The organism is Parabacteroides sp. AF14-59, from assembly GCF_003479515.1.
In the GTDB taxonomy this organism is placed as follows: domain Bacteria; phylum Bacteroidota; class Bacteroidia; order Bacteroidales; family Tannerellaceae; genus Parabacteroides; species Parabacteroides faecis.
In genome coordinates this window covers 71673-87175 of record NZ_QUHH01000019.1, presented here as the reverse complement: position 1 = coordinate 87175, position 15503 = coordinate 71673, and the positions used below count along the sequence as shown (strand labels likewise).

Below are 15503 nucleotides of genomic sequence, written 5' to 3'. Positions count from 1 at the left end.
GTTTCTATACTAAGAAGTAAACATATGATTGACGAATTACTAGTATTTAATAAAGAGTTCGTAAAGAACAAAGGATACGAAAAGTTTATCACGAATAAGTATCCGGATAAGAAAATTGCGATTGTATCTTGTATGGATACTCGCCTGACAGAACTTCTTCCTGCCTCATTGGGTATCAAGAACGGTGATGTGAAAGTCATAAAGAATGCCGGAGCAGTCATTTCGCATCCGTTTGGTAGTGTGATACGCAGTTTGTTGGTTGCCATCTATGATTTGGGGGTAACTGAGATCATGATCATCGGACATTCGGATTGTGGCGCACAACATATGGACAGCGATACGATGATAGAAGCCATGAAGAAACGGGGCATTCCTGCCGATCGTATCGATATGATACGTTATTGCGGAGTCGACTTTAAAGACTGGCTACATGGTTTCGACTCGTCAGAAGGTTCTGTTAGGAATACAGTGAACCAGGTTCTTCATCATCCGTTGATTCCTTCCGATATAACGGTTAGAGGTTTTGTAATTAATTCAGTTACAGGCGAATTGACAGAGGTGAAACAGGAAGTTTAGCTTCTAAAAAGATATGACTATAAATTAAATAAATGTAAAGATAGAAATTATTTATATGTTTTATAGCATGGTTTTGAATATAATGTCTATCTTTGCATTGTAAACAAAAAGAAAAGATTAGAGTTTAGGTTAATTATTAATGAGTCTTCCAAGCGTGGAAGACATAAAAATGTAAAGATTATGATGACAAGTAGAAATGAAGAAAATCTTCGTGCTTTAGCGATGTTGCGTTATCAGGCTGATCGTTATCAGTCAATGAGAAATGGTACAATGAGTCAGCGAGTAAATGCTGAAATCCGCCGCCTATTAGAAGAAATGGGCGCTAACGCAAAAAATTAAACAAAAAGATTAGTATATTATTAGATGTTTTCTCTTCACCAAAGTCTTTTAAAGACTGGTGAGAGACAAAAGATGGGCATTCGACACTGGCAGATCAGTGAAGATTAGCCTTTTTTTATTTTATAGCCCTTACAATTCTTCAATTTATCTTCTATCTTTGCCTTGGTAAACGAAGATAGGCTGTATTTGGCATAATCAAAACAAGTTTTGCTTCTGCTCTTATTTGCACTATCTTTGTACGCGAAAGCTGAAACTATATTATTTCCAATAATTTGTAAAACACAATCATACGATGAAAAGAGTAGGTTTATTTGTAGCATCCGTTATGCTATCTACAACCCTTTGGGCACAGTCGCCTATTGAAAAAGGACTGAATGTAATCAATAAAGAGAATGCGGAGGCATATATCGGTTTTCTGGCCAGTGACGAACTGGAAGGGCGTGAAGCCGGTTTCCAGGGAGGACGTATTGCCGGAGAGTATATCGTATCCAATCTGAAGACAATGGGAATCGCTCCTTTGAATGAATCTTATTATCAACCTTTTGAAGCTTATAATAAAGAACGCCAGAAGCGAGGACGTTTCCAGGTACATCCGGATTCGATCGCTCAGTTGAAACAAGGGGTACATCAGAAATTATCCATGCGCAATATCCTGGGAAAGATAGAAGGAAAGAATCCGAATGAATATGTTATTATCGGTGCCCATTACGATCACCTGGGATTTGATCCGATGCTGGACGGCGACCAGATCTATAATGGTGCCGATGATAATGCTTCCGGGGTATCGGCTGTTCTGCAGGTAGCGAAGGCTTTCCTGGCATCGGACCAACAACCGGAACGTACCGTGATCTTTGCTTTCTGGGATGGGGAAGAGAAAGGATTGCTGGGCTCAGAGTATTTTGTACAGAACTGTTCTTTCCTGAAAGATATTAAAGGATATTTGAATTATGATATGATCGGTCGTAACTCGAATGAGGCGGTTCCTGAGCAGGTCGATTATTTCTATACAGAAGCAAACAAGGCTTTCGGGGATTGGCTGAAGAATGACATCAAGAAATACAACCTGAACCTGAAGCCTATTTATCATGCCTGGGACAAACCGGTAGGAGGGAGTGACAATGGTTCTTTTGCCAAACGTGAGATCCCTATTATCTGGTATCATACCAACGGCCATCCGGACTATCATATGCCGAGTGACCATGTAGAAAAGATCAATTGGAATAAAATAGTTGATATAACGAAAGCCTCTTTCCTGAATATGTGGAATCTGGCGAATGAAAAGAAGTATTAATGTTGAATTCGATATAGAATAAAAAAACGGGTGAGACTGCGTGAAAGCAGTGTCACCCGTTTTTTATTTAACCTGATTATAATCCCAGGCAGTAATTGACAAGTGTGATGACATCTTTCGCATTCTTCATGTCTGTTTTCGTTTCTTTTATATAAGTTTCGATGAGTTTCTCTTTGCCGGGAAAGAGTTTTAATAGCGATTTCTTATTTTTGAATTTGAGCGGAGTGCCATCACGGAATATGCAATATTCATTCTGATTGGCGAGTTTATACACTTCCGTGTATTGATTTTCGTAAGTGCTATAGTTTAACTGGTTCGTATTTAAAGTTTCCACTTTAGCCTGTTGCGTTACGCCGAAAGCATTTTTGTATCCCTGGGAAGTATTCTTCAACAACCAGTTTATACCGATAAGACCATTCGGTATCTGTAGTATCTCATAGAAACTGGATCCGGTCGGAATGAATCTGGCATTTCCAATATAGACCGTATCGATCTGGGCAACGTTGGTAAGGAGCATTTCTTCCGAACCGTTTTTGAACATCATCTTCTGATTGCCGGCATCGTAATTGAGTTCTGCCATTGTCTTGGAGTTGTTCTTCATTAACACGACACCCTTCGAGTAATCTTCGAAAAGCATCTGACGTTTCTTCTGTGCATTAACACTACCTACGGTTGCTATACAGCACAGGATGGTGATTAACAGGTATGTTCTCATTGTTGTAGAATATGTGAAAGAGCAGTTACAGAATCTGTAACTACTCTTTCGAGGTTATTAATAGGAATTAATTCTTTGGTCCTTCACCCCATTGCGGAGCACCCTGATCCTGCCATGTACGTTCTGAATTCAGAATAGATGTATTCGCATCACCGGCACCTGTGATGGTGTAACCCTGTGCTGCATACGCATCTCTCTGGATTTGGTACAACTGGCTCATTTCGTTAGGAACACCAGTCTGGAAACGACGCGGGAAGTTGGTCACAGGAATAGAAGCATAATTCTCACGGCTGATAAACTGTGAATTGAATTTAGGCAAGCCTGAACGACGGGCGGTAACAAACTGATCGTAAGGATACATGGTAAAGTTGATCAACTGCTGCAAGTATACTTTTTCCAGTTGTTCGCTGGCTGAACCGGTCAGCTGGTAATCGTCTGATGCCAGCATCGCTTCGATCTCTCCGCTTTTCAGTTCGATGGAAACTTCATTCGGATCATAATCATAAGTAGTGCCGTAATAAGCGATCTGGTTTAATCCGGCTACCTTATCATATTCCTGAACAGACAGTTTAACACCTTGTGTGAAATAGCTTTCAGCCGTACCGGGCAAGTTTGCTCCTAATAGTTTGAACTCAGCCAGATACAGGTTTACCTCACTTCCACCCAGATACAAACCATACCAGGGACGGCTGTCGTTTCTAGTGATTACAGGACCGCCGGGAACTGTAGGCAGGGTGAAATTATAGTAACGTCCGATAACCATCTGATGCTGGTACATAGAGTAGGGGCGATAGCTTTTTGCACTCTGGCCGTTTTCGTCGGTAATCTTGTAACGGTTTTCATAGTCAAACCATTCACCGTAAACAGCCGAATTGTTCTTGGCATTATATTCAACCGGAAGGCCGTAATAACGAACCCAAGGTTCACCCATTCCTTTCCATTTCACGAATGTTTTCTTTCCGCCGGACGTGGTATATTCAACGTTTTCTTCGATATAAGAAGGAATCGCCTTGCCCTGATCGTAGAATTCCTGAATGATTTTAGAGTTCCAGTCGTTTTTACGATAAAGGAAACGAACGCGAGGGTCTTTGTTTTCAAGCATGAAATCTACTATACGCTGGTTGGAAGCCATTCCGTCCATAAATCCGTTACTCCAGTGGTAAATGTAATCGTCACTGCTTGAGTTTACGACACTTTTGTTGAACAACATGGCATCATCCAAAGAATCGATATAGCCGCAGGAAGCATTTGCGACTTCCGAAGCAATAGTCAGAGCTCTTGCTTTATCCTGAGATATCAAACGGGCAGCAATTCTAAGTTTCAGCGAATTAGCCATTTTGGCCCACTTGGCACGGTCGCCTTTATAAACGATATCCTGCTCGTTTGTAAAAATCTGATCGGTGGCAGTCGTGAATGTTGTAATAGCTGAATTTAATTGATCCAACCACAGCGTATACAGATCGGCAATTCTGTCGTAAGCCGGGGTCAGAGTACCGCCATGTAAGGCGTTGCCGGCTTCCGTAAACTGGATATCTCCATTGATATCGCTGCTAGAAAGTGCCAGATAAGTAGTAAGAACATCTACGCATGCGGCTGTTACGGCATGTTTGGCTGCATCTTCCTCGCTCATGTTCGAACGTAAATAAGTGATTTCGTGTGCCAGTTTCAAAGTGTTCACATAGCTTACGCCACCAGTAACAGTCGTCAATGCGGAGCTTTCGGTAAAGCTGCCGGTCGGTACCGCCATCTGACTCCATGATGTCAACATCGGTGCGTCATAAAACCAGAATGTATACCCAAAAGGTTCAAAGTCCATAGCGGCCATTGCGAACAGATAAGACGGGTCACCCACAGTCACCTGCGAAGGGCTGGAGTTGATATCTGCGAAATCATCACGGCATCCGGTGGTGCATACCAAGGCTGCACCCAGGCCGAATCCCATTAATATATTACTATATTTGTTCATGTCTCAATTAATTTAAAGTTTCTTGTTTTGTTTAGAATCCAACATTAATAGTAAATGTGTAGTTAGCAGTCAAGCCGTTGAAAGAACGGATACGGAACTCGGAAGCAGATGTACCGCGGACAGATTCCGGATTGATCTTATTCGGCATCGTATTCAGCAGATAACCCAGGTTACGTCCGGATACCGACAGATTCAGATGCTGTGCCCCCAGTTTGTGTGCAATCTTGTTAGGCATTCTGTAAGATACGGTGATTTCACGTACTGCGATGTAATTCAGTTTCTTCACCCAATCGTCGTTCACGACACCTGTTCCCCATGCATTGTTCCAGTAATGCCATGCCGAAGCATGCTGTGGGTCTACGAGGCCCTTGTCATACAAAGCCTGGTATGTTTCGCCACCGGCAGCTACCGTATAAGCGCTTCCGTCAGGAAGAGGAATAGATGTTCCGCCTTCGATCAGACCTACCGGAATCAAACCGTCGTTATACTGCTGGCCGTCCCAGATGGAAGTATAGCTCATACCGCCGTTTTCTGCGTCACGCCATTTCAGGGAGCTTTCCGTAAAACCGTATGCCAGACCGTAACGGTTTGCATAAGACGCTACATAACCACCGAAACGCATATCGAACAAAGCACGCAGACTCCAGTTTTTATACGTAAGCGAAGTACTTACAGAACCCAGGAAGTCAGGAACCATCGAACCAACCACTTCCGCTTCACCGCTACGCTGGTAATACATGGCATGCATACCTCTGTCGCCGCCATAATAAGAAGTAGCGTTCAATATAGGCAGGCCGGTCTTTTCGTCGATCTTTGCTTTCGAGTCACTCATCAATACCCCGTAAGATTCACCTACTTTTGCCACCGAGCCAATGCGATAGTTTCCATATGCGACACTACCGGACAACTCTATATAATCGGCTACATTCGGGTGCAGTTCAACGATTTTATTGTTGTTCTTGGTGTACGTAAAGTTCAAATCCCACTGCCAGTCTTTGTTTTTGAACGGTGTCGTATTCAAGGCAATTTCCAGCCCCTTGTTTTCGATATTACCGGCATTGATATGCTGGTTGCTGATACCGGAGATACCCGGAACGCTGATCGACATGATCTGGTCTTTTGTATTTTCCTTATAATAAGTCATGTCGATACCGATACGGTTAGACAGGAAGCGCCAGTCCAGACCAATTTCCCAGGCATTCTTACGTTCCGGTTTCAGGTTCGTAGAATAAGCTGTCGACGGGATGCTCAGAGCATATACGTTACCGCCTCCTTGTAACTGGGCAGTCAGCAATGAATAAGCCGAGTTGATCGTATAAGCATCCGTGTCATTACCAACCTGTGCCCATGATCCGCGCAGTTTGGCAAAAGAGATCCATTCCGGAAGCTGTTCTCGGAACGTTTCGTGAGCCAGCCAGGATGCGGAAATAGACGGATAGAAATAGGAGTAGTTACCATGTGTATCCGAATAAACCAGGGCAGACGACCAGTCATTACGTCCGGTCACATCCAGGAAGAGCTGATCTTTCCAGCTGGCACTTGCCTGGAAGGATAAAGACAGCATACGTTTTTCCCCTTCTATCTTACCGCTGTAAGACGGCGTATTGATAGAGTTTGCAATAAAATACTGGTTAGGAACAACCAGACCGCCGTTTGTATTTTCAGCCATGGTCTGTTGCATATTGTTGAAATATTCACCACGGATGAACCCGCCGAATGTGAAATCACCCACACTCTTGTTGAACGTAAACGCGGCATTCAGGTTGGTCTGTTCCTTTGTGTACAGTCCCATTCCATAATAACCGCTCTTCTTGTTTGCATAGTCGGAACCGGGCTGTTTCTCTTCGTAACGTCTGTAATAATAATTGTAGTTACCTTCCGCACGGAATTTCATCCAGTCGGTCAGTTCCATATTCAATACCAATGTCGGACGTACAGAAGTTTCTTTCTGTGAATAGTCATTTTCATAAATCGCCCACCAGGTACTTCTTCCCGGGTTGTTACCGTATTCGTCGCCATAGCTGGCACTTGCCAGACCGCCGTGAGTTCCTTTATAACGTTTACGGAAATACTGTGTATCGTATGTACGTCCCCAGGTACCGTCTACGAACAACTCACCGATATTCGGCTGCGCATTCTTCGGATTTGAATTGGCGAAAGCAATAGATGCTTCCACTTCGATCTTGTCGGTAATCTTATGGGATGCCTTAGCCAGGAACGATGTACGATCGAAGCTGTTGTTCGGTAATGTACCGCTTGCATACTTATAAGACAGAGAAGTATAGAAAGAGGTCTTTTCGCTGCTACCGCTGACGGATACGTTCGTATTGCTGTTGAATCCTAAATTATACGCATCCTTAAAGTTATTCTCAACCGGACTGTAGGCGATTGTCGAATAGTCATAGTTTTCAATGTCGCGTCCGTCGAATGCCGGTCCCCAATGGCGACCTGTTCCGCCTGTAAGAGTCGGATTACCGGCTGAATTCAGATGGAACTGGCCGATGTTGTCATACAGATAATAGTTTCCACTGGCATCGGTTTCACCATAGCCGACATTACCGGTATAGTTTCCGCGTCCGTATTTATTCTGCAACTTCGGTTGTTTGAACATATGGTCGATACCGAACGTCTGCGAAACATTCACCCCGATACCCTGTTTGCCTTTACCCGATTTCGTCGTGATAACGACTGCACCGTTCAAACCGCGTGAACCGTAAAGGGCGGTAGCGGCTGCACCTTTCAGAACAGACACTGTCTCGAAGTCGTCCGGGTTCAGGTTCTTCAACTCATTACCGTAGTCGTAGTTATGAGCTGTCCAGTCTGCATCCCCGTCGCGGATCGCGTTATCCAGGATAACGCCGTCTACTACATAAATAGGCTGGTTGTTTTTACCCAGTGTAGATGCACCACGGATCTGAATCTTGGTCGCACCGAACATACCACCGTCGGAACCGGCAATTTCAACCCCTGCCACTTTACCCTGTAAAGCTGAAACCGGATTGATTGCGTTGTTCAGCAATTCTTCACCTTTTAATTCGGTAACGGCATATCCCAATGCTTTCGTTTCGCGTTTCATACCCAAAGCGGTAACAACCACTTCATCCAGAGCTTGTGAATCTTCCTTTAACGACACACGAAGAGAGGGCTGTCCGGTATACCGGATTTCCTGTGTGGCGTAGCCGATAAACGAGACCTGGATGGTGGCTCCGTTTTGCACGTTTTCCAGTGTAAAATTACCGTTCACGTCGGTAATGGTACCATTTGTGGTTCCCTTCACAACTATAGAGGCTCCGGCAACGGGTCCGAAGTTGTCCTCTACTACTCCGGTGACTCTCCCATTCTGTTGGGTAATCCCGGTACTTTGCTTACTTGGCATCAGATCTGCATATGCGCTCCCTGAGAAACCGAGTGCGCCAGCGATCAGAATTAAGCTGACAGGCTTTAAGTTTTTCAACATAATTGATAGTTTTTAGATTACTGAAGTGTTATTTTGGCGAATAAGCACTTCTATGTTTAATTTGATGTATTATTGTATATCTCTTGTAATTTAATATCTGTCTAAAATTGTGTTTAGCGATCATCATAGTTCTAAAAGGACTATAGTTATTTCGGTTAAAAATAAAAAGATGGATATAAGTACTAAAAGAACTTAAGTAATTATAGCTAATTATTTAGAAATCTGACTATTGCATAATATGTTGTTTTGTAGTATGATATGAATTTTATGTATATATCTCACTTTGCAAATAGAATTATCTTTTCCTGATTTTTGAGTAAAATATAGACACCTTATAAATGTTAACAGGAAAATGTAATCATATTTCTTCAGAGAAGTTTTGTAAATCTATATTAACATATGAACCGTAAATCAAGTGTCCTGTTAACTTAATTACGATGGATTATTGTTAGCCAATGTGTTAAAAACAAAATCTTGTGATAATTTTTTGACGAAAAATAACACTGGGTAATAATTATTTCATATATTTGTCGCGGATATAAAATGTACAGAGTTCTTTTAGAACTGAGGTAACGCCAACTAAAATACACACTAGTTTCTAAAATATTACTGCGAATTATATCCAAAGAGATTTAGAACAGACCATTGTTTCGCCAAAGCAGTGTCTATTTTATGTTCAAATAAAACCATCAATTATGTTGAAAAACTTTAAGCCTGTGGGCTTATTGCTGTTAGCCGGAACACTAGGTATCCCCGGATATGTGTCTGCGGATACGGTTGCAGCAATGCCAAAAACCAGTATTTCCCAACAGAATGGGAAAGTGACGGGAGTAGTTGAAGATGAATTCGGTCCTGTTGCCGGAGCATCTGTCGTAGTGAAAGGTACAACTAATGGATCGATTACCGATATGGACGGTAACTTTACATTGGAAGGAGTGAAGAGCGGTGACATTATTCAGATTTCTTTTATAGGTTACGCAACCCAGGAAATCAAATATACTGGTCAACCTGCTTTACAAGTGAAACTGGCTGAAGATGCTCAGAAACTAGACGAAGTCGTTGTAACGGCTTTGGGTATGAAGCGTGAAAAGAAAGCACTGGGATATTCCGTAAGTAGTGTGAAATCTGAAGAAATTACACAAGCCGGTACACCTATGAATGCCATGTCGGCTTTGTATGGTAAAACATCCGGTCTGCAACTGCAAACTACTGCAGCTGGTCCTACCGGAGGTATGAACATTAAGGTTCGTAATGCCGTATCTTTAACAGAAAGTTCAAATACTCGTCCGTTGATTGTTGTTGATGGTATTCCTATTCAGGATGCTAATACAGGACAAACAATGAACAGTGTTTCTGGTGGTGACCACGGTACTGGTATCAACGATATTAACCCTGAAGATATCGAATCAATTGAAATTCTGAAGGGAGCAAAAGCTGCAGTACTTTATGGTTCTGAAGGTGCTAATGGTGTAATGTTGATTACTACAAAAAGTGGTAAACAAAAGGGGTTAGGTATTGATTTCGGCGTGAACTATAGTTGGAATAAAGCCGCTTACACTCCGAAGTATCAGAATGAATATGGTTCTGGCCATAGTGCTGGTTATTCAAAATATGAAAACTTATCGAAAGATGGTTATTATATGATGAAAGATCCGGCTACTGGCGAAATGGTTGAATCATTGTGGGAAAGTGCTAATTTCAACTTTGGTCCGAGAATGGACGGTCGTAGCCTGTTATGGTGGGATGATCAATATCGCCCTTACACAGCACAGAAAAACAATGCAACAGAAATGTTTAGAACCGGTTCTCAATCAAATGTCAATTTTGCATTGAGTAATTCAGGTGATTTGGGAAGTTTCCGTGTATCATATAACTATCGTGATTTTAATCATGTTTCTGTTGGGGCTGATAATGCAAGTCATTCTTTTGCTTTTGCTGGTGATTTGAAAGCGAATGATTATGTTAAGCTCAAAGTAAATACAAACTATACTTATACTAAAGATCATAATGCTCCCTATCAGATTGAGAAATTGACTACTTACGGCTTACCTCGTGAAATGGATCCAAATTTGATTCGTGATAAAATGGTAACTCCGGAAGGTTATAACTATTTCTCACAGGATGCTGTAAGTTCTCGCTACCCCGCGTCATCTTATGTTTCTGAATATTATTGGTCACAATTGCAAAACAACAACCAATATGTTCGTAACCATTTGATTCAATCATTATCAATGGATGTGAAGTTTAATGACTATTTGTCTTGGAATACATTAGGTGGTATGGATTATACTATTACGGAACATGAGGTATCTAATAAGGTAAATCGTCCGTTAGCAGAAAAGGCATTGCAGGGATATTACGGTTTAAAAAGTATCCGTTATGCTACTTATTATGCTCAAACAGCGTTGCAGTATAATCAGTCATTTGATGAAAAATGGAATCTTAGTGGTATGATCGGTGGTGCTGTGAAACGTAATTCTATGGATTCACAGGACACTTATATTAAAGAAGAATTTGCAATTGAAAACTGGTTCTCTTTCAGTAATACAACTAACGCGAATGGTGCTAAGTCTTCTCGCGAAAGAGGTAAAGATTTATTGCTGAGTGTGTATGCTTCTGCTCAGTTGGCTTATGACAATGCTGTATATTTGGAAGTTCAGGCTCGTAATGACTGGTCATCTATCCTGCCTCCGGAAAACAATCATTATTTTTATCCGGGTGCCAGTCTTTCCTGGATCTTTTCTGAAACATTTGAGTTGCCTAGTGTCTTCTCTTTCGGTAAAGTGCGTGCTTCTTGGGCTGACGTAGGTCGTCCGGGTCCTCGTTATTATGGTAATGTAGACTTCTCTTTGGGTAGTTATGGTGGAAATCCTATCCTGACGATGGGAGATTATTTGCCACCGGCAGACTTTGCTACATCAACAGGCGGATTCCCGGTTCCTAACTTGAAGCCGGAACGTAAGAGAGAATATGAATTTGGTTTTGAAACTGCATTCTTCCCTCAGAATCGTATCAATGTAGACTTTGCATTCTTCCATAATAATACTTATAACCAGATTGTAACTTTGCCGGTTCCGGAATCATCAGGTGTTAAGACTGTACGTTTGAATGCAGGTGATATTGCACAGAATGGTTTAGAATTTTCTATTAATACTAAACCGATTATTACTAAGGACTTCACATGGGAATTAGGTCTTAATTTGTCAAACTACTCAACTAAGATTGTTAAACTGGCAAAAGGCGTAACTGAACAAGAATTGTGGGGACAGAAAGGTAAAAATGTGAAAATTATTGCTCCGGAAAAAGGACAATACGGTGAAATTTGGATCAATCCGTATAAAACGAATGACAAGGGTGAACGTATTGTTTCTGACGGTGGTTATTGGCAGACAGATAATACAAAATGGAAGAAGGTCGGAAAAATAACTCCTGATATTATCGGTGGTCTTACAACCGGTCTTACTTATAAGAACTTTACATTGAATGCGGTTGTCGATTTCCAATTCGGTGCTACAATGATCTCTCAAAGTAACATGTATTTGTTAGGTACAGGTTCAGTTGTTGAATCATTGAAATATCGTGATGAAGCACATGGTGGTCTTCCTTATTATATGAATACAAATGGAGACCGTATTTTGCTGGATAGTCATTCTGCTGCTGTTCCATCTGATTCGCATTATCCGTTTATTATGCATGATGGTGTAATCGTTCCGGGGGTAAAGGCTGACGGAACTCCTAATGACAAACTTGTTTCTGCTGAAAATTATTATCAGGAGACATTCTGGAAAAGTGGAAATGAAATCTCGGAAGATCAGATTTACAAGAGCGATTATATTAGTTTGAGACAAGTTTCGTTGAGTTATCAGATTCCGAAGAACTTCCTTTCTAAGTTCAAGATTCAAAATGCTAGAGTAAATGTATTCGGTAATAACTTGTGTTATTTCTACAAAGATATTCCGAATGTAACTCCGGAATCAACATTGGGAACTAATTCTCAGACAGAAATGAGTATTTTACCAGGTCTCAGAAGTTTTGGTGTTGGTTTGAATGTTTCATTCTAATAGTGGTAATTACAATAAAAACAGATCAAAGATGAAAAATAATATAATCAAATACGTAGCTGCCCTAGGTGTGGGAGCTATGGTTGCAATGGCTTCTTGCGATCAGTTGGAGGATGAATTCTATAATCCGGATAAAGTGACCGATGGACACTTGGATTTATTCTTTACCTCCGCATTGCAACAAACTCATTTGTTTAAGATGGAGTATGGTCCGACTTATCATTATATTAATAATTTTACATTATTGCTAGGTATCGGTGTTAATCCGTCTTATACTTTTTCTGATAAGATAAATGAGTCAATAGAAACTTGGTCAGATTGGAGCGGACAGCCTTTCAACTGGAACATTTTTGAAAAAACAAGCGTTCAGTATACGAAAGATATCAATGCAATGAAATTGTTGTATAATGATATGTCTCCGGAAGAACAAGCTACTTACGAGGTTTATTTTCTGTGTAGTGATGTGGTAAAATCATATGCATTCCAGCGTTCTGTGGATTTGTATGATGATATTCCTTACTCAGAAGTAGGTGGTGCTTTCCAGGAAAAATTCTATCCTAAATACGAAACTCAGGAAGAAATTTATACTGCCATCATGGATGTTCTGAAAACGACGGCTGAAAAGTTGTCAACTCTTGAATTAACGAGTGCGCAGGCTTCTAAGTTTAGTAAAGCAGATATTCTTTGCGGAGGAGATATCGATCTGTGGATCCGTTTTGCAAATTCTTTGCGTTTGCGTATGGCTATGCGCTTGTGCCATGTTAAGCCTGATGTAGCAAAAGCTACTATAAAAGAACTTCTGCAGGAAAATAAATTGCTTACAGATACAAGTATTACTTTTGAGGAAAGAGATAAGAACCAGACTAATATTTATGAACTGCTGTATTATCGTGGTTTTGAGGAAATGGGTAATACGTTGGTTGCTCCTCGTTTTCTAGTTCAGGATTTGTTGAATTATCATGATGAAGCGACAAATGAAGTAGACCCTCGTTTGTATGTATTGTTCCAGCCCAACCGTGATGGTAAATATATTGGTTGGCCGGTAACCCAGGATGATAGAGAGTATTTGGATAAGTATTATACGAGAGAACAGCAAGATTCTATTAAGAACCGTAAAGATGCCGTTGTTGGTTCTTGGGATCCGAACCGTTTGGTAACTCGTTATAACCGTGCAACGTTCATGAATTTTGACATGAAGTTTCAGGTGTTGACAGATGTTGAGGTGAATTTGTTATTAGCTGAAGCAGCTGTTAGATGGCCTGGTGAATTTGGTTCTATCAATGCTGTGGATAAAGTGAAGTCTGCAATAGAATCTTCAACCCGTTATTATTATGAATTGAATAATAACCCATATGGAGAATCTTCAGCAATTAAATTGCAGCACGTTCCTGAATCGGCACGTATGAAGAGACTGGATGAGGATAATTTAGCGGGTTATCTGTCTTATGCAGGTAATGAGTTTTCTAAATTGGATACAAGAGGTAAACTTGAATACATTTTCCATCAGAAGATGCTTCATTTCAATATCTTATATCCGTATGAAATCTTTAATGAAGCTCATCGTCTGATTAAAGACTGCAATGGTGAATTACCTTTAAAGCCGATGGTAAATGTTATTTGGTGTGAAAGATTCTATTATCCTACTAGCGAAGCAACAAAGAATACCGAAAACTTTGAAAAGGTAAAGGCTAAGAATAATCATACAACTCCAGTTTGGTGGTCAGGCAGAACTGTCGCTGCTCAGAATCCGAATCATACTGTATCTCTGAATTGATATAATAGCGATTTAGATATTTAAATAAAAAGACTGAGGTTATAACTCTTAAATATATATGATATATAAAGAGTAATATAACCTCGGTTTTTTTGTTTTATACTGATAATATACGTTGCTCAATATCTTCTTTAGAATATAATTATTGTTGAACCTTATTTTAGTAGATTAGTAATGTTCCTTGATAATAATATATGGTATAAATAAACTATTGTACTAAAATAAAAACGTCGTTTTAGAGAGGATAACTCTCAAAACGACGTTTGTTTTTATTAATGAGAAACTTTTAATAATAGCTATTTGTTAAAATCATCGATTCGTATATTAAACATCAATACAGAACAAGGAGGAATTGAAAAATATGGGTTGTCCTGTGCTCCATATCCTAATTGATAGGGAATAACGGCTTCTATAGTTTCTCCTTTACGTGCTTTTCTTATTACTGCACGTAATCCTGATATAACATCCTCATCATCCATCCGAATCTTCAGGTCGACACCTTCATCGTTTTTACCAGTGAATACATGATTATTAACAGGTAACCATCCTCTTATATTTGCTTCTACAGTAGAATTGGCTTCAGGAAAAGAATCGACTGCACCTATTTCACTGGTCAAACGATATAAAAGTGTATCTTGATAAATAACTAATCGCTGATACACTAATTCTCCATTAGTGTTAACCGAGTCTTTTTTATGCTGGAAATAATCTGCATTAAGTGCAATCCATTCTAATTGCTCTTCAGTATAAGCATCTTTTACTTTCTCATTATCATCATTACAAGCTGACAAACCTGCAAATGTTATCAATACGAAATAGGATAAAAATTTAATAGACTTTTTCATTTACTTTTGTACTGTTTTTTGTTTGCAAATATAATAAATATAGAGAGATAAATAATGCTTATTTGCCCTATAGATAAAAGGTTCTTACTAAGAAAATAAAGTTTTATGTTATACATGAATAAATTAGAAATGTTTCACAGTTTGTGATGGTTATGACTTTTTAATCTGGAGGATATTGTTCACTGGTATTGCGGTATTAAAACCAGGCTTCTTTATTTTCACAAATCCATTACAAGTATTTGTGATTAAAAATAAAAAAAAGTTATGCTCTGATTGAATAACCGATCAAAAAGAGTTCTCATCCTCCTTTTGATTTATAGCTTGTGCCTTTCGTCGGGAAGGCTTTTAGAGGGAACAAATCCCGCTGTTCCCCAATGTTAATCTTGCAACAACGCTTGTTTCTTTCTGTTTATATTACCAAATGACGTTGGTTGACGCCAAACACATTTAATCTAATAAATTAAACAAAAAACATCAGT

Annotated in this window: 9 protein-coding genes; 5 read left to right on the top strand and 4 right to left on the bottom strand. The window is 40.1% G+C overall.

The features are described from left to right. Positions 1-24 precede the first annotated feature (24 nt). From DWW23_RS18650 to DWW23_RS18645, 3 genes are all read left to right on the top strand, one after another. Complete coding sequence (locus tag DWW23_RS18650) at positions 25-576, top strand: carbonic anhydrase (RefSeq protein ID WP_122354975.1); 552 nt, start codon at positions 25-27, stop codon at positions 574-576. Positions 577-756: 180 nt separating this feature from the next. Next, complete coding sequence (locus tag DWW23_RS26580; RefSeq protein WP_165359927.1) at positions 757-915, top strand: hypothetical protein; 159 nt, start codon at positions 757-759, stop codon at positions 913-915. 292 nt (positions 916-1207) lie between these two features. Beyond that, complete coding sequence (locus tag DWW23_RS18645) at positions 1208-2206, top strand: M28 family metallopeptidase (protein ID WP_122354973.1); 999 nt, start codon at positions 1208-1210, stop codon at positions 2204-2206. Positions 2207-2282: 76 nt separating this feature from the next. On the opposite strand, the gene DWW23_RS18640 is transcribed toward DWW23_RS18645, so the two are convergent. The 3 genes from DWW23_RS18640 to DWW23_RS18630 form a co-directional block, all read right to left on the bottom strand. Then, a complete protein-coding gene (locus DWW23_RS18640) occupies positions 2283-2921 on the bottom strand; it encodes a hypothetical protein (protein ID WP_122354971.1) in 639 nt (212 codons plus the stop codon). A gap of 67 nt (positions 2922-2988) precedes the next feature. Beyond that, positions 2989-4887, bottom strand: coding sequence for a SusD/RagB family nutrient-binding outer membrane lipoprotein (locus DWW23_RS18635; protein ID WP_122354969.1), 1899 nt, complete (start codon positions 4885-4887; stop codon positions 2989-2991). A gap of 31 nt (positions 4888-4918) precedes the next feature. Next, positions 4919-8344 carry a SusC/RagA family TonB-linked outer membrane protein gene (locus DWW23_RS18630; protein WP_122354967.1) on the bottom strand — a complete coding sequence of 1142 codons (3426 nt, stop codon included), beginning with the start codon at positions 8342-8344 and terminating at the stop codon, positions 4919-4921. A 695-nt stretch (positions 8345-9039) separates the two neighbouring features. On the opposite strand from DWW23_RS18630, the gene DWW23_RS18625 reads away from it, so the two are divergent. Then, entirely contained in the window at positions 9040-12405 is a 3366-nt protein-coding gene (locus DWW23_RS18625) for a SusC/RagA family TonB-linked outer membrane protein (RefSeq protein WP_122354965.1), read from the top strand. Positions 12406-12436: 31 nt separating this feature from the next. Then, positions 12437-14179, top strand: a complete 1743-nt coding sequence (locus DWW23_RS18620) for a SusD/RagB family nutrient-binding outer membrane lipoprotein (protein ID WP_122354963.1) — start codon at positions 12437-12439, stop codon at positions 14177-14179. Positions 14180-14475: 296 nt separating this feature from the next. Here DWW23_RS18620 and DWW23_RS18615 read toward each other — a convergent pair whose 3' ends face one another. After that, a complete protein-coding gene (locus tag DWW23_RS18615) occupies positions 14476-15024 on the bottom strand; it encodes an FKBP-type peptidyl-prolyl cis-trans isomerase (protein WP_122354962.1) in 549 nt (182 codons plus the stop codon). Positions 15025-15503 lie beyond the last annotated feature (479 nt).

What these genes read in the sequence shown, in the direction of transcription:
- DWW23_RS18650 (WP_122354975.1), top strand. Translation starts at nt 25, where the DNA reads ATGATTGACGAATTACTAGTATTTAATAAAGAGTTCGTAAAGAACAAA.
- DWW23_RS26580 (WP_165359927.1), top strand. Translation starts at nt 757, where the DNA reads ATGATGACAAGTAGAAATGAAGAAAATCTTCGTGCTTTAGCGATGTTG.
- DWW23_RS18645 (WP_122354973.1), top strand. Translation starts at nt 1,208, where the DNA reads ATGAAAAGAGTAGGTTTATTTGTAGCATCCGTTATGCTATCTACAACC.
- DWW23_RS18640 (WP_122354971.1), bottom strand. Translation starts at nt 2,921, where the DNA reads ATGAGAACATACCTGTTAATCACCATCCTGTGCTGTATAGCAACCGTA.
- DWW23_RS18635 (WP_122354969.1), bottom strand. Translation starts at nt 4,887, where the DNA reads ATGAACAAATATAGTAATATATTAATGGGATTCGGCCTGGGTGCAGCC.
- DWW23_RS18630 (WP_122354967.1), bottom strand. Translation starts at nt 8,344, where the DNA reads ATGTTGAAAAACTTAAAGCCTGTCAGCTTAATTCTGATCGCTGGCGCA.
- DWW23_RS18625 (WP_122354965.1), top strand. Translation starts at nt 9,040, where the DNA reads ATGTTGAAAAACTTTAAGCCTGTGGGCTTATTGCTGTTAGCCGGAACA.
- DWW23_RS18620 (WP_122354963.1), top strand. Translation starts at nt 12,437, where the DNA reads ATGAAAAATAATATAATCAAATACGTAGCTGCCCTAGGTGTGGGAGCT.
- DWW23_RS18615 (WP_122354962.1), bottom strand. Translation starts at nt 15,024, where the DNA reads ATGAAAAAGTCTATTAAATTTTTATCCTATTTCGTATTGATAACATTT.